The organism is Arcticibacterium sp., assembly GCF_055134445.1.
On record NZ_JBSRVI010000093.1, the window covers coordinates 1 to 24,915 of the forward strand.

Below are 24,915 nucleotides of genomic sequence, written 5' to 3' on the forward strand. Positions count from 1 at the left end.
CAGAACATATCCAGAAGGTTCTACAAGAGTAAGGTCAACTTATAAAAGAATGGGAGCAGTGGAGTCAGGAAGTTCAACTAAGGCGTCTGGATGTCCAAATGTATTAGGTATAGGGAAACTTGTGGCCATGTTAGAAATGGGAGCTATAGGAGGTTATGATAACACTTGGATTGTTGGTACAATAGATTATGCAATTGAACATATAAACTCTTTAGGTTGTTTAAGTAATACTTACTTAAAAGGGCTTAGACCTCGTATTTTGAGTACCACAGATAACAAACAATTTTATAATGAAATACATAGTTATTCACTTTCTTTAGATAGCGAAGTAATGAAGTGTTTTTAAAGTAAATCTCTTTTATAAAGCCTAGAAAGGGAACATAATCATGATTTGAATATAAAAAAAGTAGTTTGGAACTTCTTAAAACCTTGAAAAATGGAAATTAGGAGAGCAAATAAGGAAGACATAAAGGCTATTATAGAAATGTGGGTTTCTGATAAAAACTCTATTGGATTAGAAAAACACACGCCTGAATTATCACCAAAATATCTGGAAGCATATAACATTATTTCTAAAGATGAAAATCAATATTTGATGGTTATGGCGAATAATGGAGAAGTGGTAGGCAGCTTGCATCTTACTATCATTCAATACCTTTTTAGGCATGCAAGAATAGTGGCATTGTTAGAAGCTGTAATTGTTAAAGAAGAAAGGAGAGGAGAAGGAATAGGAGCAAAACTTATTCAATGGGCAGTGGCTCAATCAAAGGAAAGAGGAGCTTATTTAATAGAACTAACCTCTAATAAAAACAGAGACCAAGCCCATTCATTTTATAAAAAATTGGGTTTTGCCCAATCACACGAAGGCTTTAAGCTAAAATTGACGTAGATTAGAAATATGCCAAATACAAAACCTGCTGTAAAATCTGAACTACACCCCAGAAACAAGCATAACGAAGGATATAATTTTACAGTTTTAATAGACGTTCTCCCAGAATTAAGGAAGCATGTTTTTGTAAATAAATACGGTACAGAAACCATAGACTTCTCTAATCCTGAGGCTGTAAAACTACTCAATAAGGCTTTACTTAATACGCATTATCATGTTGATTACTGGGACATACCAGAAGGCTACTTATGCCCTCCTGTGCCTGGAAGAGCAGATTACATACATTATATAGCAGATTTAATCGGAGCTAATGATGAGAAGCAAATCAAATGTCTTGATATAGGAACAGGAGCAAATTGCATCTACCCTATTATTGGCGTAGCCGAATATAAATGGCATTTTGTGGCAACAGATATTGACGAAAATGCTCTGGAGGTTGCCTTTAAAATTGTCAATAATAATGACATACTCCGAGGTCAAATAGAACTTAGACGTCAGATAAATCCAAGGTTTATATTTAGAGAGATACTGAGTGTTGATGAATACTTTGATGTAACTATCTGCAACCCTCCTTTTCATGCATCAGAAAAAGAAGCTAGACTGGGGAGTTTGAGAAAGACTAAAAATCTTGGGAATAAAAATCCTTTACTCAACTTTGGCGGACAAAGCAATGAACTTTGGTGTGAAGGTGGCGAAAAAGCTTTCTTGACCAACATGATTTATGAAAGCAGACATTTCACTAGACAATGTGGTTGGTTCACTTCTTTGGTTTCTAAAAAAGACAAAATCAGGCCATTAAAAAAGCTTTTAACAAAGTTAGAAGCTAAAGAAATTAAGGTCATAGAAATGGCAACTGGCAATAAAATAAGCAGAATTTTAGCTTGGCGATATTGACAACTTAGTCACCTTCATAAATTTAAATATGTACTTTAGTAGGTAATACCCTTAAAAAAAGAGAATTACCTATTGAATTATGATTTCAAGACTAGGAGAAAAGTTCACGGATATTTTCCGTAAGAACATGCCAGATGCTTTTGTCTTTGCATTGGTTTTAACACTAATAACTTCAATCACAGCCTTTTTCTGGGTGGGAGCCACACCTTTAAAAATCATTCAATCTTGGTATGAAGGTTTCTGGACGATGCTTGCCTTTGGAATGCAAATGGTTTTATTAATCATAACAGGTTACAGTATTGCCCTGTCACCTTTTTCTTCTAAAATAATAGATAAAATAGCCAAATACATCTCAACACCCAATCAGGTTTACTTTATCACAGTACTTTTTGGAATGTTGGCCGCCCTAATAAGTTGGGGCTGGGTGGTTCTAGCAGCTCTACTGGGAAGGGAATTGGCTTTGAGGGTGAAGGGCGTAAATTTTGCCTATTTAATAGCATGCGTCTACTTTTCCTCTATTTCGTGGGTATCGGGATTATCTAGCTCCATCCCACTACTTCTAAACACAGAAAAAAACTTTTTAATAGAAGCTGGAATATTGAACAACATACTGCCAACTTCATTAACACTAGGCTCCACTATTAATATGTGTATGTTAGGATTATTTATAATTCTAGGTCCATTTTTAATGCTTTGGCTCGCACCAAAACGAGATAAGGGTATAGACTTAATTGATGAATTAGGTAAAGAAAACCTAACAGCCAGCAAAACCATTACAGAAGAGGCAGAAGACCTAAAATTGCCAGAAAAGTCCTTATCGGACTTCATGAACAATACCTATATCTTTCAATATCTCATTGTTTTTATGGGACTCTCCTATGTTGGCTATCATTTTTATTCAAAAGGCTTAGACCTCAATCTGAACATCATGATATTCTTCTTCATAATGTTGGGCATGTTATTACATAAAACACCTATGCGATATACCATCTCCATGAAAAGGTCATCCACTAATATTTCAGGTATTTTGTATCAATACCCTTTTTATGCTGGTATAATGGGCATTATGACCTATTCTGGATTAGGAAATGCTTTGGGACAGGCCATTGCAGATGTCGCAACGATAGATAGCTACCCATTTTACGCATATGCATTGGGAGGCATTGTCAATTTTGCTATACCTTCTGGAGGTGGTGAATTTGCTGTGATAGGACCATCCATCATAGAGGCCGTTAATCAACTTGGGGTTGGATTACCAGATACTCAATTGTCAGAAATGACCGCAAGAGCTTCTTTATCTTTGGCCTATGGCGAAGCTTTAACTAATCTACTACAGCCATTTTTCTTATTGATAGTGCTACCTGTTATGGGTTCAGGATTAAAGATTCAGGCCAGAGATGTGATGGGATATTTAGTATTTCCTTTTTTGATATACTTTGTTCTTCAAATCCTAATGGTACTTTATCTTCCTATTTAAAGTGAGTTCGACATAAGAATCAACAGTTGTCAATGCTTCATAAAGTGCTTGTTGACCTCTTTAATTATTTGTCACAATTTTGGCTTTTATAGGCCAAAATTCCGCCAAATGCTTTACCGCGATTTTTAAATTAAGACGGGTTTCACCCGTCTCTACCAATGTTATACCCCTGGGGTATTTATGACAAACTCTCTATATTTTAGCTAGACAGTTTTAAGCTTGCTTCTTACGCTCGATATCGCTTAAGTTTTCCATTTTCTTATTTCTTAAGAAGCCATTAATGTCTTCAAAGTGTTCTTTGATGCGTTTGTTACCAAACTCAAACACCTTCGTGGCCAGTCCGACTAAGAAATCTCTATCGTGAGAAATAAGGATAACCGTACCCTCAAAAGCCAAAAGAGCATCTTTTAGAATGTCTTTAGTACGTAAATCTAGGTGGTTGGTAGGCTCATCGAGAATTAGAAGATTGACAGGTTCTAAAAGCAATTTTATCATGGCAAGCCTTGTTCGCTCTCCACCAGATAGAGCTTTAACTTTCTTGTTCAAATCATCTCCACTAAACAAAAATGCTCCTAAAAGGTCTTTGATTTTTGAGCGAATCTCCCCTACTGCTACATTATCTACGGTATCAAAAACAGACAAATCTCCATCTAGCATGGAAGCTTGATTTTGTGCAAAATATCCTATTTGGCAATTATGACCTACTTTCAATTCTCCATCATATTCTATTTCCCCCATAATGGCTTTCACCATGGTGGATTTACCTTCACCATTCTTACCAACAAAAGCCAATTTCTGACCTCTTTCAATAGTAATATTGGCATCCTTGAAAATCAAATTATCACCGTAAGACTTGCTCACTCGGTCCGTAATAACAGGATAGTTTCCTGATCGAGGTGCCGCTGGGAACTTGATACTTATGCCAGAAGTGTCAATCTCATCGACTTCAACAATATCCATTTTCTCCAACATCTTCACCCTAGACTGTACTTGAAGCGTTTTAGAGTATGTTCCCTTAAAACGATCAATAAAACCTTGTATATCCGCTATCTCCTTTTGCTGGTCACTAAACTGCTTTTGCTGCTGCTCTAGTCGTTCTTTTCTTAACTGTAAGTAATGGCTATAATTCACTTTATAATCGTAAATTTTACCCATGGTTACCTCTATAGTTCTGTTGGTAATGTTATCTACAAAAGCTCTATCGTGAGAAATAACGATAACCCCTTTAGCACTGTTAACCAAGAAATCTTCTAACCATTGGATAGATTCAATGTCCATGTGGTTAGTAGGCTCATCTAAAAGTATCAAGTCTGGTTTTTGAAGCAATATTTTGGCCAATTCTATTCGCATTCTCCAACCCCCACTAAACTCGCTTGTTGGTCTGGTAAAGTCTGATCGTAAAAAACCTAAGCCTTGAAGCGTCTTCTCTATTTCTGCATCGTAGTTAACTTCTTCAATAGAATAATACTTCTCACTTATATCAGAAACTTTTTCGATGATGGTCATGTATTCATCCGACTCATAATCTGTTCTAGTTTCTAGCTGATGATTCAGCTCATCCATTTCCGTTTTTAGCTTTAACACCGCCGAAAAAGCCTTAGCTGTTTCTTCAAAAACGGTGCTGGTATCATCTGTTAGAAGATGCTGCGGCAGGTACGCTATTACGGCATCATTTGGCGTAGAAATTTTACCACGAGTTGGTTTATCAACGCCTGCTATTATTTTGAGTAGCGTTGATTTTCCAGCTCCATTTTTACCCATAAGGGCTATTCTGTCTGTTTCATTGACATTAAATGTGACATCACTAAAAAGTGTTCTTCCACTGAATTCTACCGCTACGTTATCTACCGAAATCATATATTTTGCTTTTGAAGCCGCAAAGGTAGATAGACAAACGCCAAATAAATAGGGTCTAGGGATAAATATAAGATGTTCCGGGTAGTTGATTGGTGGCTTTTAGAGGCTTCTAATTACAATTTTACAAGATATCGAATTTAATTCCTCAATCTGGCTTCTGTCTTGCCACCTGCCTGTCGGCAGACAGAGACCGCACTACTTTTTGTTAAGGCAAAAAGTAGCCGCAGCGGCGGACCGCCAAAAAACAAATAAACTTGTACAATTGAAATTTATAATAATGAAAATATTATAACATAAGCCACCAATTTCCAATTGTCCCTCGAACAGTAATTGGTTGATATGGAATTAATATATTTTAGATTTCCTTTTTAGCTCCAGAGGATCTTTATGTTAATAGGAAAAAGCTATTATGGAATTTCGTTTGGCGGGATTTTGGCCTTTCGCCAAAATCATGACAAACATACCCTAAACGGCCACCTTGCCTTTAATTAATGGATAAGGGTCGTAATCCTCTATTTTGATATCGTCGGCTGTATAATCAAAAATAGATTTAACATCGGGATTAAGCACCAATTTAGGTAATGCTTTTGGTGTTCTTTCCAATTGCTCGTTTACTTGCTCAAAATGATTGGTGTAAATATGTGTGTCGCCACTGGTCCATACAAAATCACCGACCTGCAAATTACATTCTTGGGCTATCATATGAGTTAAAAGTGCGTATGACGCTATATTGAAAGGTACCCCCAAAAACACATCCGAGCTACGTTGATAAAGCTGGCAAGACAATTTACCATCCGCCACATAAAACTGAAATAAAGCATGGCATGGCATAAGTGCCATTTCAGAAAGCTCACCGACATTCCAAGCCGAAACAATGATTCTTCTGGAGTCTGGCGTAGTTTTAATTTGATCTATAACCGTCTTTAATTGATCTATAGATTCGCCTGTTGATTTAGGCCAAGAACGCCATTGTTTTCCATAAACTGGCCCCAAATCTCCGTTTTCATCTGCCCATTCATTCCAAATCCTGACTTTATTATCATTCAGGTATTTGATATTGGTGTCGCCATCTATAAACCAAAGTAATTCATGCACCACAGACGGAATATGAATCTTTTTAGTCGTTACCAAAGGAAACCCTTCCTGCAAATTGAAACGCATCTGATAACCAAAAACACTTTTAGTACCCGTACCTGTACGGTCGGTTTTCATGGTGCCTTCGGCCAAAATATGTTTTAGAAGGTTTTGGTATTGTATCATTTCTTATGCTAGAATTTAAAATTGATTTAAGGCTTAATTCAAATATAAGACGTTAGATTTTAGGCTTTGAAAATGTCTGACCGACCTCCAACACGCAACAACTAGGATCTAACACCAGACAACCGACATCAAACTACTAAGCTCTCAAAATCTCAAAACTATGTGTTATTTCCGCTGAACCTTGAAATTGAGCAGTAGCTGAGCAATACTTTTCCATAGACATGGTAATGGCTCTCTTCATTTTTTTCGCGTCAATTTGCCCTTTTACCTCAAAGTGTACATTGATACTTCTAAAAGGAGACATTTGAGTTCCTTCTATGGTTTCTCTTTCGCCAGAGATAATCACGTTAAAGTCTTCTATAACTTGTTTTTGCTTCTTTAAAATGATTACCACATCTATAGAGGCACAACCGCCTAAACCCATCAAAAGCAGCTCCATTGGTCTGCTACCGGCATTATGGCCACCTACTTTTTCAGAGGCATCTATATGAACTAAACTATCTGAAGAACCTTTTCCAGTTAAGTGGAAGGCGTCGTCTACTCTTGTTAATTGTACTTTCATTTTTCGTGCTATTTACTTCCAGCTATAGCCTGCTTAAAGTCAGCTATTAAATCGTCAATATCTTCTAAACCAACCGAAATTCTCATCAAACCTTCTGTTATGCCCAACTCATCCTTTATATCCTGTGCTACTTTAGAGTGCGTCGTGGTATTCGGATTGGTGATGGTTGTTCTTGTGTCACCCAAATTTGATGTCTTGCTCGGTATGGTTAACAACTTGGTAAAACGAATAATTCGTTCAAAACCGCCGTCCAAATCTATGGTTACCAAAGCACCTCCACTTTTCATTTGTTTCTTAGCCAATGCAGACTGGGGATGAGAACCTAAAAAAGGATAATTAACCTTGGTTACACCTTCCAAGCCTTGGAGTGCTTCTGCCAGTTTGGCTGCATTATCACAATGCTTTTCTACTCTTAAATGTAAGGTTTCTAAACTTTTTGAAAGTACCCAAGCATTAAATGGCGATAATGCTGGCCCAGTATGTCTACAGAAAAAGACTACTTTTTCCATGCGTTCTGGGGTTCCTACTATAATTCCGCCCATTACTCTTCCTTGCCCATCCATAAACTTGGTGGCCGAATGCACTATCAAATCTGCCCCAAAATCTGCTGGCTTTTGAATGACTGGCGTAGCAAAACAATTATCAACATAATAAATCAAATCGTGCTTTTTAGCCACATTGCCTAACATTTCTAAATCCACAAGGTCTAAACCCGGATTAGAAGGTGTTTCGCAGTAAAGCATTTTAGTGTTTTCTTGAACGGCATTATTCCAGTCTTCTTCTGTAGCACTCACTTCCAAATAAGTATGACTGATACCCCATTTCGGGAGTATTTGCGTGATAATCTGGTGAGCAGAACCAAAAAGTGCCTTACTAGAAACGATGTGATCACCAGATTCTAAATGAGCAGCAAATCCTGCAAAAACCGCTGCCATTCCTGATGCGGTAGCAAAACCTTCCTCTAATCCCTCCAGCATACAAACCTTATCAATAAACTCTTGAACCGAAGGGTTAGAGTATCTTGAATAAATGTTTCCTGCTACTTCGTTACTAAAAAGTGCTTTGCCATGCCCAGCATCTTCAAAAGTAAAACTTGAAGTCAAAAACATTGGCGTAGAGTGCTCTCCATGCTGTGTTCTTTCTGTTTGAATCCGGATTGATTTGGTTACGTCTTTCATTAAAGTAGAAAAAAGACTCAAGGAAATTTTACCTCAAGACTTCCTTAAAATTGTTCAATTATTAATTATTTGGCAAATATGCCATTTTCATAATTTGTAAGCCAGTCTTTTTTAACATTATGCATCGTTTTAAAGAATGGCACAAAATACATTTGCATATCCTTTTCAAAATCACCAGAAGGCATAAAAGGCTCACTTATTATCACCTCTTTCTTCTTAAAATCAAAACCTACAGGAAGAATTGGTATTTCGCCTCCTACGGCCATATAATAAAAGCCTGTCCTGAGTTTGCTTACATTTTTTCTAGTTCCTTCCGGTGCTATCGCAAAAAGCATGTCCTCGGCACTCTTGATGGTCATGGCATAACTTTCTACCATATTAAGCTTCTTAGTTCTTATTACGGGCGTTCCTCCAAGCCATTTAAACAGAAACCCAAACGGCGAATCAAACAATTCTGCTTTTCCTAAGTAACCTATTTTGCGTTTCATGGCTCCTCTGGCCATTATGCCCACAGGGAAGTCGAGCCATGTGTTATGAGGGCATACAGCTAAAACCCCCTTTTTAAGGTCTTTAGGAATTTCGCCTATTAGCTTCCAACCAAATAAATAGAACAAAAATCTAGCTATCAAATTATTTCAATAAAATGGGTAAGGACTAAAACATAGAATAAAGATAATAATACTTATCCAACCCAATAGCACTCTACCATTATTCAAGGGCTTATCATACATAACAGGCGGATGATAGACACCCAAAAACCTTCCTAAAAGTACTGCAAATGCCAAAAATCCTGAATAGCCTTCTACATCTGGTAATAGATAAGAAACAACAAACTGAAGTAAAATAACAGATAGAGCGATGATCCAATTGGTTTGATTATTCTTAGTTATTCTGCTAAAACAAAGAAAAATAGCAAACAAATAAAAAAGGAAATTTAGTAAAGCCCTAAAGCCTTCCTTAAAAAAGAGTTCTTGAAGTTCTTCTACTTTATAAAACCCTAAACCTGCATAAAACACAAACCCGGTAAAGAGCAATGGAGATACTTTATTGAAATTCTTTTCTCCAATGAGTGAAAACAAAATATGACCACCGTCTAGTTGCCCGATGGGCATTAAATTTAAAGCCGTAAAAAATAGACCAAGAAAACCCGCCAGTATAAACGGATAATGTGGTAATTCGTTTGGATGTGGCAGCAATTTCTTCTCTGCAAAGTTCTCTTTTATCCAATGGCTCAAAATACTATCACCTAACCTAAAAGCACTCACCACTTCTACCTGACTACTATCTATACTTCCAAATGCATTTTTACTATAGACAGGTTCATAGGCAAAATCACCATAGTTTTCACCGTATTGTTCGTATTCTGGATGAATCTCAAAAACGAAGTCTTGGCTAGGCAAATTGGAATACCCATAAGCCAAAAAGCCAAATGCTACCACAAATCCCGCTAAAGGTCCAGCTATACCAATATCGAAATAATTTACCCTCGTTTTTATTTCTTCCTTGATTCTTATGAAGGCACCCATGGTACCAAAAGAAATCCCAGGAATCCATAAAGGGATATAATAGGGTAAAGTCACATTGACTTTACGCCATTTAGCCACAAAATAATGGCCAAATTCATGGAAGGTAAGAAAAGCCAAAAATGGAAAAGCATACCAGATAAAACCCTTTTTTAGCAATTCTAAATCAACTCCTTCAAAGAGAATAGATTTACCCGTGACCCATTCCATTCCAGCAAAAGTGGTAACAAGAACAGTTACTAAAAATAAACTGATTTGAATAATAAGCGTTTTATGCTTCATTAAATTTTGAAGTGATTGATGACATCGTCGTTAATCGGATCCATTAATATAGTCTGGAATCCCATTTCCGCTGCTGACGCAATATTGGCAGCGTTGTCATCAATAAACAGTACATCCTCTGCTTTTTGTTCAATATCCTCCAAAACAGTTCGATAAATTTCCTTATCAGGTTTCCATAGACCCATTTCGTAAGAATAGAAAGCCTTCGTAAAAAGTGCTTTCACGTCTGGAATTCCAAACTGATCTCTAAAAATGCCATTACATTTTGTAATGTGAATATTGTTGGTATTGCTTAATAAATACACGGGGTATTTATCTTTCAATTCTAAAATCAGGCTAATTCTGTAAGGAGGTAAATCTAGCAAAAGAGCATTCCATGCCAAATCCACCTCTCTGTCGCTAAAAGGATAACCGATGGTTTGCCTTATTATTTCTCTAAATTCTTCATCAGAGAACATACCGCTTTCATATCTGCGATTCACCTGACTGGTTTCCATTTTCTCTTTAATCTGAGGAATGGACTTCCCAGAAAACTCAGCAAATGCTTTTATGGTCAATTCAGGGTTAATGTTGATAATAACATTGCCGAAGTCAAAAAGAACAGCCTTATAGTCGCCCATGTCTTACTCTACCACTACACCCATGGAACAAAACTTATCAATTCTTTTGGTTATTCTTTCTTCAGGTTTCATTTTACTTAAAGTCCTGATTTCTGAAAGAATAGCCTTTTTAAGATTTTTAGCCATAGCTTCAAAATCTAAATGAGCTCCACCTCTTGGCTCTTTGATGATATCGTCTACCAAACCAAACCCTTTCATATCTTCTGCGGTCAGCTTTAAAGCGTCTGCAGCTTGCTCCTTAAAGTCCCATGTTTTCCAAAGAATAGTAGAGCAGTTTTCTGGAGAAATTACAGAGTACCATGAGTTTTCCAACATCAGCACACGATCTCCAATTCCTATCCCTAAAGCCCCACCAGAAGCACCCTCACCTATTACAATACAGATTACGGGCACCTTCAAAGTCATCATTTCCTTCAAGTTTCTGGCAATAGCCTCACCTTGACCTCTCTCTTCTGCTTCTAAACCAGGGAAAGCACCAGGGGTATCTATAAGCGTAACTATCGGAATGTTAAACTTCTCTGCCATCTTCATCATTCTAAGAGCTTTTCTATAGCCCTCTGGATTCGGCATACCAAAATTCCTATGCTGTCTTTCTTTAGTTTTACGTCCCTTCTGCTGACCAATAATCATAACAGCCTTACCCTCAATATTACCTAATCCACTAACAATAGCCGGATCGTCTCTTACATTTCTATCTCCATGAAGCTCATGAAATTCTTCACATAAAAGTTCTATATAATCTAAGGAATATGGTCTGTCAGGATGGCGTGAAAGCTGTACTCGCTGCCATCTTGTCAAATTGCTAAAAGTATCTTTTCTTAGCTCTTCTATACTGTTAGAAAGGTTTCTAACAGCCGAGCTTACATCAACATTATTTTTGGAGGCCAAATTTTTCATGTCCTCTAGTTTAGACTCTAGCTCTGCAATAGGCTTTTCAAACTCTAACAATGTTCTCATTCTTAATATAAATTCACTTTAGTTTCTAAACGTAATTTCAATAACGAAAGGTTGCTTTACAGCTTTTCGAATTCAAAATTATATCAAATTTCAAATTCTTCACCTTTTTCTGGGATTTCAATATTTTTGAAGCCCTCTTCTTCCAAAACATTTTTAAAGTTAAGCATGGAATCCAATTCACCGTGAACTAGAAACACCTTTTTTAATTTTTCTGGGTCTTGTTGCTTTGCAAAAAGCTTTAAATCATCCAAATCACCATGACCACTAAACACATCGGTGCTCATAATTTTGGCATTTACCTCCTTCTTTGCCCCTTTTATGGTCAATTCAGAAATTTCTTTATTTCTCAACCGATGTCCCAAAGTTCCTTCAGTGGCGTAACCAATAAAAAGCACGGTCGCATAAGGATTTTCAATATTCTCAGCAATATGATGCTCTATCCTCCCCCCATTAATCATTCCTGAAGACGAAATAATAATACAAGCTTCATTATGATAGGCTACACTTTGAGACTCTTGTGCTGTTTTGAGATAATGTAAATTCTCAAAATCAAAGAGCATATCGTCCAGTTCCTTTATTCCTTTAGCTTCCGTATTTAAATACCTGCTATATTTTTCATGGATTTCAGTGCTCTTTCTTGCCAGTGGGCTATCGGTAAAAACCTTAATAGGCTCTATCTCATGCTTATCATAAAGCTTATTTAGCGTATAAAGTAAAGCTTGCGTTCTTCCAACGCTAAAAGTAGGAATTATTAACCTACCAGGCACATCAATACAGCATTCCTGAATAATACCCTTGAGCCTTTCTTCTGCTGCCATTTCGTCTTCATGCTGCCTATTTCCATAAGTGGTTTCACAGACTAAATAGTCCACCTCGGGTACTAGTTGTGGATCTGGTAGAAGTGGATAACCTACCCTACCGATGTCCCCAGAAAAACAAATGCTTTCTATTTTTCCATTATTTTCTACTTCTAAAAGTATATGAGCTGCACCTAATAAATGCCCCGCCGGGATAAAAGTCACCCAGCCGTTATCCTTAAACTTAAATCTCATATTATAAGTTAAGGGCACAAAGTTATCGACCGCATAATTTACTTGGCTCGATAAATAAAAAGGTCCAGATGCTATAGATTTTCTTTTCTTTGAAAATTTCTTATTCTTTTCAATGGCCTTCAATTTTCTTTGATATAAAGAAGCCGCATCATACAACAGTATCTCTGCCAACTCTAAAGTAGGCTCTGTGCAAAGCACTTGACCCTCATACCCTTCTCTATAAAGATTAGGTATCTGTCCACTATGATCTATATGAGCGTGCGTTAATAAAACCAGATTCACCATGCTAGCATCAAATGGAAATAATCCAAATGACTCTTCTGAATCATCATCAGAATAACTATTATTACTTAGGTCTGTTCCACAATCTATCAAAATGCGATAGTCGTCTTGCAGCTCCAATAAAAACATACTTCCGGTTACCTGTCTGGCCGCTCCAAAAAAGGAAAGTTTCATTAAATATATTGTCTCTATAAGAGAGATTATTCCAAATAAAAGCCGCAAAGTTATTCAATTAACCCATATCAAATGGGTAAAACCTGCAAGTATTATCAACATCATCCACTAAAACCTATTCTATTTGTTACGTTTATACATTATAAGTTTCCTGTTTTGTATCTTTAAAATTCCTTCAAAACATGCGTTTGCTTCACCTAAAATTCTAACTTTCTAATATGAATCTAATCGCTCTTATTATCCTTCAGTTCTCCGCTATTCAGAGTGAATTACTCAACGACCTTAATCGTTTTCAAAATTCGAATGGCATTAAGCATGGAACTGTGGCGGCGTCCATTCATCGTGTATCAGACCATAAAACCGTACTGGATTTTAATGGTAACAAAGCGGTTAATTCCGCTAGCACGTTAAAGTTAATTACCACTGCCACCGCTTTGAGTAAACTTGGTTCGGCCTTTAGATATAAAACAGATCTACTTTATTCTGGAGCAATCAAAAATGGCATTTTAGAAGGGAATCTAGTTATTGATGGAAACGGTGACCCTAGTTTTGGCTCGGAACGAGGTAGGAATCCTTTCAATGTAGTATTGGAAGACATTTATGAAACCCTTAGAACACTAGGAATAGGAAAAATAGATGGCAATGTTATCGTCAATGATCCATCCGTCTTTGAGTTTGACACGCCAGATTCTTGGATATGGGGTGATATGGGCAATTATTATGGTGCCATTCCTCATCAGTTTAACATCAATGAAAACCTATACACCATTTATTTTGAGCCAGGGAATTCTGTGGGCTCAGAAGCTGCTATAAACTATATAAAGCCCTTTGACGCCGACTGGCAAATTATAAACTTGGTAAAAACGGGTACCTCAACCAGTGGCGATCAAGTTTACATATATGGCGGAGCCAACTCCGACGTCTTGGTTTTAAAAGGAACCGTTCCTCTAGGAAAAAGTAATTTCTCTGTAAAAGGATCGATTCCTAACCCCGCGAAGGTCTTTAGAGCCGAATTAATTAAATTTTTAGCAACGAAAGGTATTTCAATTTCACAAAAAGAGTTGTTGCCATTGGCAAAAGACCTTCCGCCAACATTAGTAAACCATCATCTCATCAAAAGATTTCAATCACAAACCCTGGGAGAGTTAACTGAGGACTGCAATTTTTCAAGTATTAACATCTACGCGGATGCATTTCTGCACTCCTTATCATTAAATGATACTGGCTTTGAAAGCTTTAATCAAGGATTAGAAACGCTTAAAACTCATTGGAAAAACAGAACTATAGACCTGTCCGGTTTTAATCCAAAAGATGGCAGTGGTCTCTCTCCCTCTGGTTTCATCACTGCCCAGAACATGACCAATATCCTAGGGGCTATGAGTAAAGATGAGTACTATCCGTACTTTTTAAACAGCATTCCCGTTTTAGGCCAAGAAGGAAGTGTTAAATATAAAGATAGGCAGCATAAAACCGGAGGAAGAGTGAGAGCCAAAAGTGGCTCAATAGAAGGCACCAGAGCTTATGCTGGATACTTTACGGACAAAACTGGCGAAAACTTTTCTTTCATGGTGGTCGTAAATAAATATGAGCCAGATATGACCACGGAGGTTAAAAGTTTTTTAGACAGCTTTCTTGTCAAAATGGGTTCCAGGTAGAAAACAATTTAAGTCATAATTTTCTCCTAATAGCCTGTTTATAAATCTCGAAGATTTAATCTAGCTTTGCAATTTATTACACTATCATCAATTTACGTCTTTAAAAAGATGTAGTCTTTTACCTAAAATGCTGACTCACAAAGAAATGGAAGAAGTTATCAGCCTTGCTGAAGAGCTTCAAAATGGTTCTATCTCGCAAGGGAAAACTGACTTCGCGGACAGAATGGAACCTATTATTAAGACTCCGACTTCAAAACACTTTTTAATTAGACTCATGGATGTGGCCTTTAGGTCAAAGAACAACAGCCGTGTATCTCATTATGTCTTAAACCTTTTCAATTCTAGCAGTGAATACAAAGGCCTTTTCAACTCCTTCGAAAGCCTTTTAGTAAAACTTTACCGGAGTATAGGGCATTATTTCCCTTCTATAAGTATTCCGCTTATGCTGAGTCAAGTTCAAAAAGTAACGGATTCTATTGTGTTTTTTGTTGGTAGCCATAAATTTAAAGCCCAAGCGGCAAAACGTAAAAGTGAAGGAATAGCCCTCAATGTCAATCTTATTGGCGAAGCATTAATTGGTGAAGTGGAAGCGTCGGAAAGGATCCAACAGTATAAAGACTTGCTACGCCAGAGCGATGTGGATTACATCTCCATCAAAATCTCCACCATCTATTCTCAAATCACATCATTGGCATATGAGCATTCAATTCATGTTTTGGTAGAGAAATTGTCTGAAATTTATGATGAACTTATCTCCATACACCAAGAAACAGGTATTTGGAAGTTTGTAAACCTAGATATGGAGGAGTATAGAGACCTTCACATGACGTTAGACACTTTTACCCAAACACTTTCTTTAGAAAAATATAAAAACCTAAGAGCAGGTATAGTATTACAAGCCTACCTCCCCGACACCTTTGATGAACTCGTAAAGCTCCAAGAATGGGCTAAAGTAAGGGTAGAAAATGGAGGAGCACCCATTAAAGTAAGACTGGTAAAAGGGGCTAACATGGAAATGGAAAAAACCGAATCTTCGCTTGAAGATTGGGAAGTGGCTTCCTACACTCAGAAAGTACATACCGATGCTAACTTCAAAAAACTTATTCTCCAAGCCATTACGCCGGACAGGTCAAAATATCTGAATCTAGGAGTGGCTTCACATAATATTTTTGACATCGCATTTGCACTATATTTGGTTAAAAGGGACAATTTATACGACCAAATAGATTTTGAAATGCTAGAAGGCATGGCCAATGACACCGTAAGAAGCCTAGCCAAACAAAACGCCAATATTCTACTTTACACCCCTATTGTAGAAAGAGAAAACTATAACTCTGCCATGGCATATCTAGTAAGAAGACTGGATGAGGGCACCCAAGACGGCAATTTCCTAAAAGAAGGGTTTGAACTGACCACCGGTTCTGAAAAATGGAATGAAATCAAAAGACAATTCTTGAGTTCAGTAGAAATTATTGATACGGTTTCTATAACTCCGAAAAGACAACAAAACAGAAACACCGAGACTTTTATTCCCCAAACGAAGTTTTATAATGTGGCGAATACCGATTGGACTTTAGAGTCAAACAGAGCTTGGATTAACACTTATAAAGCAAAATGGGCATCCGCAGAAATGCCTCTACCCAATATCATCCCTATTCTACCAAAACTGGAAGATAGAGACAGCATTCAAATAGAAGGTTGGAATGGGGTGCCTACATGGTCTTATGAATTGGCCATACTTCCCGATTTTGAAAGCTTTTTAGGAAAGCAAACGAATTGGCACCAAGAAAGTGTAGAAAAAAGAGCTGAGCTATTGAGATTAGTAGCCGTAGAAATTGAAAAAAACAGAGGCGATTTAATCTCCGTGGCGGTGAGTGAACTAGGAAAAACCATAGCAGAAGTAGATGTAGAAGTATCGGAGGCTATAGACTTTGCCAATTACTACGCACATTCCATCTTGAAATTGAGAGATGAAGTTCAAATTGAAGAGAAGGAAGGTATAAATCTTATCCTGTCACCTTGGAACTTCCCTGTTGCCATACCTATTGGAGGCGTTTTAGCTTCCTTAGCTGCAGGAAAAAGAGCCATTTTAAAACCCTCTACTAATGCCGCTGCCACAGCCTACCTTACCAGCAAATGTTTATGGGATGCCGGTATTTCCTCAGATGTATTTGCCTTTTTTCCAACAGAAGAAAGCAATCTAGATGACTATCTTTCAGATGGAAATGTTTTTGATGCCGTTATTTTGACGGGTGGTACAGATACTGCTAAGTTCTTATTGAATAGAAATCCTAAGCTGAATTTATTTGCGGAGACTGGCGGTAAAAACTGTACCATAATAACCGCTTTGGCAGATAGAGAACAAGCCATTAAAAATGTGGTTCAAAGTGCCTTTGGCAACGCAGGTCAAAAATGCTCCGCTACTTCTATATTAATTCTGGAGGAAGAAATTTTTAACGACTCACATTTTAAGACCTTGCTAAAAGATGCCGTTAAAAGTAAAACTCAAGGCAACCCGTGGCAATTGGAAACCCAGATAGGTCCCTTAGCCGTACCCGTTTCCGATAAGATTCAGCATGTCTTGGACAACACTGCGGATAATGAATGGCTTTTAAAACCAACTTTAGACGGCCAATTCTTTTTAAGCCCTGGCATAAAATGGGGTGTGACGCAGGCAGATTACGAATACAATAATGAGTTATTCGGCCCGATTTTATCCGTTATGAAAGCTCAAGACCTAAACCACGCCATTGACCTTGTAAATGGTGTAGCTTATGGTTTGACCAGCGGTTTAGAATCTTTAGATGTTAATGAAGTGGCTTTATGGAAAAGTAAGATCAAAGCAGGTAATCTTTACGCCAATAGACCCACTACGGGTGCTATTGTAGAAAGACAGCCATTCGGAGGAATGAAAGCGTCAAACTTTGGTTTTGGGATGAAAGCAGGAGGTAGAAACTATGTTTTACAGTTTATGACCACCAAGGCTATTTTAGACCATACCCAAACCAGTTACATAAAATGGGCTAACGAGCTTTTTGAAAAGGAAATAGACTACTCCAAACTTCGTGGACAACATAACTTTAACAGATATCTTAAAGCATCTAAAGTCTTCGTCCTGATAGACCACCAAACGAAAATTACGGATATCGCTATGGTATTAGAAGCCTGTAAAGTTTTAAACATAAAAGCGGAAGTAGTTTCTAAAGACGGCAGTAAGAATGCTACTAGAAAGCTAAATAGCTGGATAGAACTAGAAAAAGAAATAAATTACTATGTGATTGTTCGTTCATTGGTTACTACTGATATTGAAGAATTAAGGAAAAGCTGCCATCAAAAAGCCATTCATATTTTTGACCGCAAACCAAGTCCAAATGGCCGCTTAGAACTGCTTAATTACCTCACCGAACAGAACTTCTCTTTTAATTTCCATAGATATGGGAATTTATTAGGCGAAGCATAAGAAGCCCGTTCAAAAATCTTAAATTGCGTAAGAAACTAAAGAAATAATAAAACAAATATGGAGTTATTCGGAATTGACGTTGGAGGATCAGGAATAAAAGGTGCACCTGTTGATATGGAAACTGGCGAACTGATAGGAGAACGTTTTAGAGTAGATACTCCTAGACCTGCGACTCCTGAGGCTATGGCAAAATGTGTCAAAGAAATCTTAGAACACTTTAATTGGAAAGAGCCTGTAGGCGTAGGTTTCCCAACGATAGTAGCAAACGGACAATGCAAGTCTCAAAGCAACCTTCATAAAGACTGGATAAACGTTCACATCGATAAGCTTTTCAAAGAAGTGTGTGGTAACGATTTCAAAGTAATTAATGACGCAGATGCCGCTGGTTTAGCCGAAATGAATTATGGAGCGGGTAAAGACAAGAAAGGTTTAGTGATAACCATAACCCTTGGCACAGGAATAGGTTCTGGGGTGTTTTATAATGGGCAGTTAATCCCAAATTTTGAATTAGGGCATTTACGTTATAAAAAGAATTCTCCAGTAGAGAAATACGCTGCCGATTCTGTCAGAAAAAACAAAAATCTCAGTAATGAAGCTTGGGGAGAAAGACTTAACTATTACTTCCAGTATTTAGATAGAGTGTGCTCTCCAGATTTGGTTATTGTGGGAGGTGGTGCTAGTAAAAGATGGGATGACCTTTATCCGCTTTTCTCTGATGAGCTAAATTTGGTAGTGGCAGAAACTAAGAATGAAGCGGGAATTATTGGTGCCGCTATGGCCTCAAAAGAACTTTATCAAGCTTTTTAAGCATTTTATTACCCCTGCTTCTTATAGCAGGGGACTCTTCGCCATATTTAAGAATGGCTTCTTCTAACACAATCTTCAGCTCTGGTGCCAGTTCCTTATAACGCTCCACCACACGGTAAGCCGCAAACATGGCATGAGCCTTTATGCCTATTGATGAGTTATTCTGAAGATATCGAAGCGATAAATCATAGACCTCCCCTTCTATAGCTTCAGGAAACCCGTAATCTCCCCAATGCCTTAAAATAGCTCTTAGCACTGCGTCATGATGATTACCATGCTTAATTTTCTCCAAAAAGCTATTTTGAAAACTGTCTACTAAAGTTGGATTAACATCCGTAATAAAATGCAGCACCCAAGCCGCCTTTTGATTCAGCTCAAAATCATCTACTAAAAGACAATCTGTCCATTCTTTACATTTTTGAGGGTCATCACCAATAAATTCCATTATTCTCTCGCAAGTGGCCTTAGATCTATCTTTCAGTAATGTCTCCTTTATGCTCACTCCTCCTCGTCGTTAGAAGGCATTTCAATATGATGCAAATCCATTAAATGAACCAACAGTTCTTCATTACTTCTCCATAAAATTTTGAAAACCTCCTCAAAAGCCTCGTTGTTCTCGTAATATGGATCTGGCACTTCCTGCACCCCTCTAACCTCAGGGTCAAAGTCTCTAATTAAAAATAACTTTTCTGGAGGTGGAGGCGTTCCTTTGGACTTATGATACATGTTATGAACAAATTCAAAATTGGCCTCGTCCATAACCGCAATATGATCAAAGTTGTCAAAATCTTCTACCGAGAGTTTCCTTCCAATGTGTTTAGTTGCCAAATCATGTGCTTCCAAAACCTCCAAAGTTCTCCTATCTGGGCTTTTACCAATATGATAACCAGCGGTTCCTGCAGAGTCAATTTCAAATTTATCAGACAGGCCATTTTTCCTAACAATTTCCCTAAATGAGGCTTCACCCAAAGGTGACCTACATATATTCCCCAAACACACAAAAAGTACTTTTACCATAATTTGAATTTAATATATTTAAAGATAAGCCTATCTACCCGCAAAAAATAAAACCTTGTCAAGTAAAATCTTAAAGACACTTGACAAGGTCAAAATATGGCATAATCAAAAAAACAAATATCTATTCTACTTCTTCCATCAGTTCACCCTCTCCATCCACTAAAACAAACACCGTCTCGCCCTCTTTCTTCATTAGATATTTCTCTCGGCCATATTTTTCTAAAGCATCTAAATTATTTAGAATGCCCTTCTCTTTGGCCTTAACTTTCACGAGTTCTTCATCATAATATTCAATCTGATTTTCGTACTCCTTAAGCTTTTGCCAGTATTTAAACTGAGTGATGAGATTGGCACCATCAAAAAAGGTTAGCCAAACCACAAAAAAAGCAAAGCTGTAAACGTAGAAACTGTTATTCTTTACGAATTCTTTGTAATTAAAATTCATTGCACGTAAGTTTTATTAGGAAATCAAATTTACATAAAGAATAACAAATGTGTAAAGCCACCTGATTTAATTTCAAGTCTATCTTCATCTTCAATGAAATCAAAGACATATTTCTCCTGAAAATCTATGTTAAAGCTCTTTAGGAACTGGAGGTACACTGCCTAAAAAAGTAGAAGGATAAAGAAAAACATACTACTATTAGTAGATTAAAATAAGTCTGAATGTGACCCAATTCTAATAAGCTTTATAACATTTGGTTTTTCAATTTGATACCAAATTATAAGCAAATCTGGTTTTATGTGGCATTCCCAATTCTTATGATATTGCCCAGATAGTTTATGAGGGACCATGCTTTCTGGAATTCCTGAGACTCCTTTATTTTGAAGTATTTTTAATACATGACGAGTCAATTCAAAATCCACAGGCTTTTCTTTAATCTTTTTAAGGTCCTTCTTGAACTTCGAGGTTATCTCTAAATTATACATCCTATAAGGAGTCCATAAAAGTATCCAAGTCCACTATTTCTTCTAATTGCCTTCCACTCATAGCTTCTTCAATGGCTTCACGCGTTTCTTTATTAGGAATATTGCCTACATCTTTAAGCATCAATAATTCTATATAATTATTAAGGCTTCTTCGTTGGGCTTTAGCTTTCTCTTTTACCAACTCTAATATTTCGGCATCGAATCTAAAGGCTGTTTGAATTTTTGAGCTTGCCATTTCTTTAATCATTTATTTAGACATTGTTCAAAGATAACCCATATCAAAGTGTTATACAAATGATGTCAATAGAATCCAGCTCTTAGGTTTTTTCCTTATAAACACTATGTTATAAAAAATGGAGCTATGCAAATGCAAGTACTTTGTTCTTTTTTTTATTTATAGTATTCTCTTGGGAGAGGGAATAAAACATTTGCTTTACTAACTAAATTTCAGAGAAATAAACATTGGTTAATTTACTAATTGTGAAAAAAGAAATAAATATACTCATCAATTATCTTAAAAGTACAAATTTGAACAATAGGCAAATAGCAGAGAAAGTTGGTATCTCCGCGGTTGCAATTGGAAAAATTTTTGAGGGTCAGTTCCCATCGAAAAACATTTCAAAGTTTTTTGCTGCATTTCCTGACCTATCCCCTATTGACATATTTGGCCATTATTCTAACAGGTCTTATAAAGTGGTATCTGTAAGTCAAACCGAAGCAGAAAAGCAAATTCAAGAACTAAAACGAATCGTAAAAGATTTAGAGGAGAAAAACGCTCTTATGAAAATCATATTACACAGTAGGTTATCAGAATCGGAAAAGGAGTTAGTAAAATTCTAAAGAAAAAGCCTGCTAGGCTTTAAGCATTTGGCAATCTCCCGATAATTATCGGGACTGCAGCTAAATTACTTCAATTCAGTAAACTTCGTTAAGCTCAGCACAGGCTACACCCATTTAAACTCAATCACGATTGCGGTGCTATGCTAATTTCCTTTAATTGTCTGAATTATTGCACTTTAAAACTCAAAACAATTCCCTATCGCATTATCCGGGTTTAAAAGGTTTTACCCTTACTGAAAGCTAGTAAACAAAAAAAGCCACCTGATTTCTCAGATGGCTTTTCTAATTATTTCGATATCCGTTAAGAATCCTCGAAAGCTTAATCCCTTAACAACTCAAAAGAGGTGCCTGAGGAACTCGAAGGCACGAATTATCCTCTAAACTTCAATCCTGGAAAAACAGCTGAATCGCCCAATTCTTCCTCAATTCTCAATAATTGGTTGTATTTCGCCATTCTATCAGAACGAGAAGCAGAACCAGTTTTGATTTGACCTGTATTAAGAGCTACGGCTAAATCAGCAATTGTAGCATCTTCAGTTTCACCAGAACGGTGAGACATTACTGATGTATATTGGTTCTTATGAGCCAAGTTTACGGCATTGATCGTCTCTGTTAAAGAACCAATTTGGTTTACTTTAATTAAGATAGAGTTTGCAATATTCTCCTCAATTCCTCTAGAAAGACGGTTAACGTTAGTCACGAACAAATCGTCACCCACTAGTTGGATTTTCTTTCCAGAAAGTCTTGTGTGCTCAGCCCATCCAGACCAATCATCTTCGTCCATACCATCTTCAATAGAAACAATTGGGTATTTATCAGCCCAGCTATCCCAGTATGCAGCCATCTCTTCAGATGTCAATTGCTTACCAGAAGATTTTTTGAAGGTATAAAGACCAGTTTTCTTATCGTAAAACTCAGAAGAAGCAGCATCCATTGCAATGAATACATCTTCACCTGGCTTGTAACCTGCTTTTTCAATAGCTGTTAAGATGGTCTCAATAGCCTCTTCGTTTGAACCAATATTTGGAGCAAATCCTCCTTCGTCACCTACATTAGTAGAGTAACCTTTAGAGCTCAATACTTTCTTAAGGTTATGGAAAACCTCAACACCCATTCTTAAAGACTCAGAGAAAGTGTCTGCCTTTGCTGGCATAACCATAAACTCCTGAAAATCGATAGAGTTATCTGCATGAGAACCACCGTTGATGATATTCATCATAGGTACAGGAAGTGTATTGGCATTAACACCGCCTAAATAACGGAATAATGGTAAACCTACTTCTTGAGCCGCTGCTTTAGCTACGGCCAAAGAAACACCTAAGATTGCGTTCGCTCCTAATTTCCCCTTATTTGCAGTACCGTCAAGGTCAATCATCAATTTATCAATAGCATTTTGCTCGAATACATTGAAGCCTAATAGTTCTTCAGCAATAGTATTATTAACATTAGCTACTGCTTTCAAAACACCTTTACCCATATAAACTTTAGCATCCTCATCTCTTAGTTCTACGGCCTCATGAACACCAGTAGAAGCACCAGATGGAACAGCTGCACGACCAAGAAAACCATGTTCGGTTAAAACATCAACCTCAACAGTTGGGTTACCTCTAGAATCCAGAATTTGTCTGGCATGTACTCTTACAATTTGACTCATTTTTATTAATTTACTTTAACAAATACAATTTTATATAAGAAACCTTCTACTGCGAGAAGCTTTCGTCCTAAATCGGTACAAAGTAAATAAATATTTTACAATGCTCGTTAGATAATAAGAATTCCAGAGCTTTGTTATTAATTATTTAATAGAACAAAATGAAAAATTTATCTGTTTTCGCCCTTTTACTTATCTCTACGCTTTCGTTTTCTCAAGAAATCAAAGCATTGGACGCTTCTACCTTCCAAAAGGCCCTAAGAGAAAATAATAATGCTCAGCTTGTAGATTTACGTTCTACGGATGATTTTAATGAAGGACATATAAAAAGAGCCATTTCATTAGACTATCTCTCAGATGATTTCACGGAATCAGCACAAGCTAACTTGGATAAAAACGGAGCTTTGTTTTTATATTGCTTTACTGGGAAAGAAGCTCAAAATGCCAGCGTCTTTCTTAAAGACTTAGGGTTTAAAGAGGTCTATTTTCTAGAAGGCGGTTTTGCAAGATGGACTGCCAATAGCAAGCCTTATGTTTCCAGCAGAACCACGACCAGGCCTATTGCCCCTTTTACCGTGGGAAATTTAGAGCGAATTGTTAAGTCTAACCAAAACGTTTTTGTTTTCTTAAATTCACCTACCTGCAAAGAATGTAAAGATTTGGAAGTGGTCATTAGAAATAATACGGGTATGCAGCATGATATCAAATTATTGAAATTAGATTTAACGCAGGAACTGACAATAGCGGAGCATTTCAATGCTACCGAAGCCCCTACATTAATATATTTTCAGAATGGAAAACAAACATGGAAATATAAAGGCGTTATATCGGAAAAAGATCTTCAAGCTATTCTCTTCAAAACAACCCGATAATTTGCCCCCACAATTTACTTATATTTGTATTTTACTCAATAACTGCCATTAATGATTGCTTTCCTAAACGGTAAACTAGCCCATAAACAACCCACCCATGTTTTAATTGACGTTGGAGGCGTTGGTTATTTCGTTAAAATTTCATTACAAACGTATGGAGCACTAAAAGAAACGGACGAGCTAGTCAAACTGCATACATTACTCATTGTTAGAGAAGACTCTCATACGCTCTTCGGCTTTTATAAGCATGAGGAAAAAGAGCTGTTTGAGCATTTAATCTCCGTATCTGGAATTGGACCAAGCATAGCTATTGTAATGCTTTCTTCACTTTCTTCTGAGGAAATTACTCAAGCCATCGTTTCTGAAAACGTGGCTGTTATTCAGGGGGTAAAAGGCATAGGTGTTAAAACGGCACAAAGGGCTATTATAGAGCTAAAAGATAAACTGAAGAAAGAACTTGTGGCCACAGGTGTAAATCCTTCTGTTTTTGGTTCTCAAAACCTAACGATGAGAAGCGAGGCTCTTTCAGCATTGGTTACTTTAGGTATTCCTAAAGCAGCTGCTGAGAAAAATATTGATATCATCCTAAGAAGAACTGGTGGAGATGTTACCTTGGAAGAATTGATAAAATTAGCCCTTAGATAAAAAACGGTGTTGAAAGTCGTGTTTTGAAAGA

The 24,915-nt window shown here is 37.1% G+C and carries 25 protein-coding genes; 10 read left to right on the forward strand and 15 right to left on the reverse strand.

Translation table 11 applies throughout. The features are described 5' to 3' along the window. From ACTBZY_RS12335 to ACTBZY_RS12350, 4 genes are all read left to right on the forward strand, one after another. Positions 1 to 346, forward strand: a 346-nt coding sequence (locus ACTBZY_RS12335) for a hypothetical protein (RefSeq protein ID WP_463046634.1), incomplete at its 5' end; no start/stop codon positions are given. A gap of 90 nt (positions 347 to 436) precedes the next feature. Beyond that, positions 437 to 889, forward strand: a complete 453-nt coding sequence (locus ACTBZY_RS12340) for a GNAT family N-acetyltransferase (RefSeq protein WP_463046635.1) — start codon at positions 437 to 439, stop codon at positions 887 to 889. Positions 890 to 898: 9 nt separating this feature from the next. Next, entirely contained in the window at positions 899 to 1,783 is an 885-nt protein-coding gene (gene rlmF / locus ACTBZY_RS12345; protein WP_463046636.1) for a 23S rRNA (adenine(1618)-N(6))-methyltransferase RlmF, read from the forward strand. A 79-nt stretch (positions 1,784 to 1,862) separates the two neighbouring features. Next, entirely contained in the window at positions 1,863 to 3,260 is a 1,398-nt protein-coding gene (locus ACTBZY_RS12350) for a short-chain fatty acid transporter (RefSeq protein ID WP_463046637.1), read from the forward strand. 213 nt (positions 3,261 to 3,473) lie between these two features. On the opposite strand, the gene ACTBZY_RS12355 is transcribed toward ACTBZY_RS12350, so the two are convergent. From ACTBZY_RS12355 to ACTBZY_RS12395, 9 genes are all read right to left on the reverse strand, one after another. Further along, positions 3,474 to 5,117, reverse strand: a complete 1,644-nt coding sequence (locus ACTBZY_RS12355) for an ABC-F family ATP-binding cassette domain-containing protein (protein WP_463046638.1) — start codon at positions 5,115 to 5,117, stop codon at positions 3,474 to 3,476. Between the two features lie 465 nt (positions 5,118 to 5,582). After that, positions 5,583 to 6,377 carry a thymidylate synthase gene (locus ACTBZY_RS12360; protein ID WP_463046639.1) on the reverse strand — a complete coding sequence of 265 codons (795 nt, stop codon included), beginning with the start codon at positions 6,375 to 6,377 and terminating at the stop codon, positions 5,583 to 5,585. A gap of 136 nt (positions 6,378 to 6,513) precedes the next feature. Then, positions 6,514 to 6,939: an OsmC family protein gene (locus tag ACTBZY_RS12365; RefSeq protein ID WP_463046640.1), complete on the reverse strand. Its 426-nt coding sequence runs from the start codon at positions 6,937 to 6,939 to the stop codon at positions 6,514 to 6,516. A gap of 8 nt (positions 6,940 to 6,947) precedes the next feature. Then, on the reverse strand, positions 6,948 to 8,117 hold the full coding sequence (locus ACTBZY_RS12370; protein WP_463046641.1) for a trans-sulfuration enzyme family protein: 1,170 nt from the start codon (positions 8,115 to 8,117) through the stop codon (positions 6,948 to 6,950). A 65-nt stretch (positions 8,118 to 8,182) separates the two neighbouring features. Next, the gene (locus tag ACTBZY_RS12375; RefSeq protein ID WP_463046642.1) at positions 8,183 to 8,746 is read right to left on the reverse strand and encodes a 1-acyl-sn-glycerol-3-phosphate acyltransferase; all 564 of its coding nucleotides are present in this window, start codon (positions 8,744 to 8,746) and stop codon (positions 8,183 to 8,185) included. Between the two features lie 6 nt (positions 8,747 to 8,752). After that, positions 8,753 to 9,922 (reverse strand): site-2 protease family protein, encoded by a 1,170-nt coding sequence (locus ACTBZY_RS12380; RefSeq protein ID WP_463046643.1) that lies wholly within the window; start codon positions 9,920 to 9,922, stop codon positions 8,753 to 8,755. Continuing rightward, positions 9,922 to 10,542: an HAD family hydrolase gene (locus ACTBZY_RS12385; protein ID WP_463046644.1), complete on the reverse strand. Its 621-nt coding sequence runs from the start codon at positions 10,540 to 10,542 to the stop codon at positions 9,922 to 9,924. The genes ACTBZY_RS12380 and ACTBZY_RS12385 overlap by 1 nt, the downstream gene beginning before the upstream one ends. 3 nt (positions 10,543 to 10,545) lie before the next feature. Then, positions 10,546 to 11,499, reverse strand: coding sequence for an acetyl-CoA carboxylase carboxyltransferase subunit alpha (locus ACTBZY_RS12390; protein ID WP_463046645.1), 954 nt, complete (start codon positions 11,497 to 11,499; stop codon positions 10,546 to 10,548). A gap of 83 nt (positions 11,500 to 11,582) precedes the next feature. After that, positions 11,583 to 13,007: an MBL fold metallo-hydrolase gene (locus ACTBZY_RS12395; protein ID WP_463046646.1), complete on the reverse strand. Its 1,425-nt coding sequence runs from the start codon at positions 13,005 to 13,007 to the stop codon at positions 11,583 to 11,585. A 218-nt stretch (positions 13,008 to 13,225) separates the two neighbouring features. Here ACTBZY_RS12395 and dacB point away from each other — a divergent pair, with 218 nt between their 5' ends. The 3 genes from dacB (at position 13,226) to ppgK (ending at position 18,929) form a co-directional block, all read left to right on the forward strand. Then, entirely contained in the window at positions 13,226 to 14,662 is a 1,437-nt protein-coding gene (gene dacB / locus ACTBZY_RS12400; protein ID WP_463046647.1) for a D-alanyl-D-alanine carboxypeptidase/D-alanyl-D-alanine endopeptidase, read from the forward strand. A gap of 145 nt (positions 14,663 to 14,807) precedes the next feature. Continuing rightward, complete coding sequence (locus ACTBZY_RS12405) at positions 14,808 to 18,122, forward strand: proline dehydrogenase family protein (protein ID WP_463046648.1); 3,315 nt, start codon at positions 14,808 to 14,810, stop codon at positions 18,120 to 18,122. Between the two features lie 57 nt (positions 18,123 to 18,179). Next, on the forward strand, positions 18,180 to 18,929 hold the full coding sequence (gene ppgK / locus ACTBZY_RS12410) for a polyphosphate--glucose phosphotransferase (protein ID WP_463046649.1): 750 nt from the start codon (positions 18,180 to 18,182) through the stop codon (positions 18,927 to 18,929). Here ppgK and ACTBZY_RS12415 read toward each other — a convergent pair. The 5 genes from ACTBZY_RS12415 to ACTBZY_RS12435 all read right to left on the reverse strand — a co-directional run bounded on the left by ACTBZY_RS12415 (position 18,895) and on the right by ACTBZY_RS12435 (position 21,111). Further along, a complete protein-coding gene (locus ACTBZY_RS12415) occupies positions 18,895 to 19,431 on the reverse strand; it encodes a hypothetical protein (RefSeq protein WP_463046650.1) in 537 nt (178 codons plus the stop codon). The two genes, ppgK and ACTBZY_RS12415, sit on opposite strands and share 35 nt — an antisense overlap. After that, on the reverse strand, positions 19,428 to 19,946 hold the full coding sequence (locus ACTBZY_RS12420; RefSeq protein WP_463046651.1) for a low molecular weight protein-tyrosine-phosphatase: 519 nt from the start codon (positions 19,944 to 19,946) through the stop codon (positions 19,428 to 19,430). Before ACTBZY_RS12420 ends, ACTBZY_RS12415 begins: the two co-directional genes overlap by 4 nt. A gap of 121 nt (positions 19,947 to 20,067) precedes the next feature. Further along, positions 20,068 to 20,391, reverse strand: coding sequence for an FtsB family cell division protein (locus tag ACTBZY_RS12425; protein WP_463046652.1), 324 nt, complete (start codon positions 20,389 to 20,391; stop codon positions 20,068 to 20,070). Positions 20,392 to 20,597: 206 nt separating this feature from the next. Further along, positions 20,598 to 20,876 (reverse strand): type II toxin-antitoxin system YafQ family toxin, encoded by a 279-nt coding sequence (locus ACTBZY_RS12430; RefSeq protein WP_463046653.1) that lies wholly within the window; start codon positions 20,874 to 20,876, stop codon positions 20,598 to 20,600. Between the two features lies 1 nt (position 20,877). Beyond that, a complete protein-coding gene (locus ACTBZY_RS12435; RefSeq protein ID WP_463046654.1) occupies positions 20,878 to 21,111 on the reverse strand; it encodes a hypothetical protein in 234 nt (77 codons plus the stop codon). A 245-nt stretch (positions 21,112 to 21,356) separates the two neighbouring features. On the opposite strand from ACTBZY_RS12435, the gene ACTBZY_RS12440 reads away from it, so the two are divergent. Then, positions 21,357 to 21,716, forward strand: coding sequence for a hypothetical protein (locus ACTBZY_RS12440; RefSeq protein ID WP_463046655.1), 360 nt, complete (start codon positions 21,357 to 21,359; stop codon positions 21,714 to 21,716). A gap of 370 nt (positions 21,717 to 22,086) precedes the next feature. Here the strand turns inward: ACTBZY_RS12440 and eno are convergent, their stop codons facing one another. Further along, complete coding sequence (gene eno / locus ACTBZY_RS12445) at positions 22,087 to 23,370, reverse strand: phosphopyruvate hydratase (protein WP_463046656.1); 1,284 nt, start codon at positions 23,368 to 23,370, stop codon at positions 22,087 to 22,089. 158 nt (positions 23,371 to 23,528) lie between these two features. Between eno and ACTBZY_RS12450 the strand changes: the two genes are divergently transcribed. Then, entirely contained in the window at positions 23,529 to 24,239 is a 711-nt protein-coding gene (locus ACTBZY_RS12450) for a rhodanese-like domain-containing protein (RefSeq protein ID WP_463046657.1), read from the forward strand. A gap of 51 nt (positions 24,240 to 24,290) precedes the next feature. Then, a complete protein-coding gene (gene ruvA / locus ACTBZY_RS12455; RefSeq protein ID WP_463046658.1) occupies positions 24,291 to 24,884 on the forward strand; it encodes a Holliday junction branch migration protein RuvA in 594 nt (197 codons plus the stop codon). Positions 24,885 to 24,915: the final 31 nt, after the last annotated feature.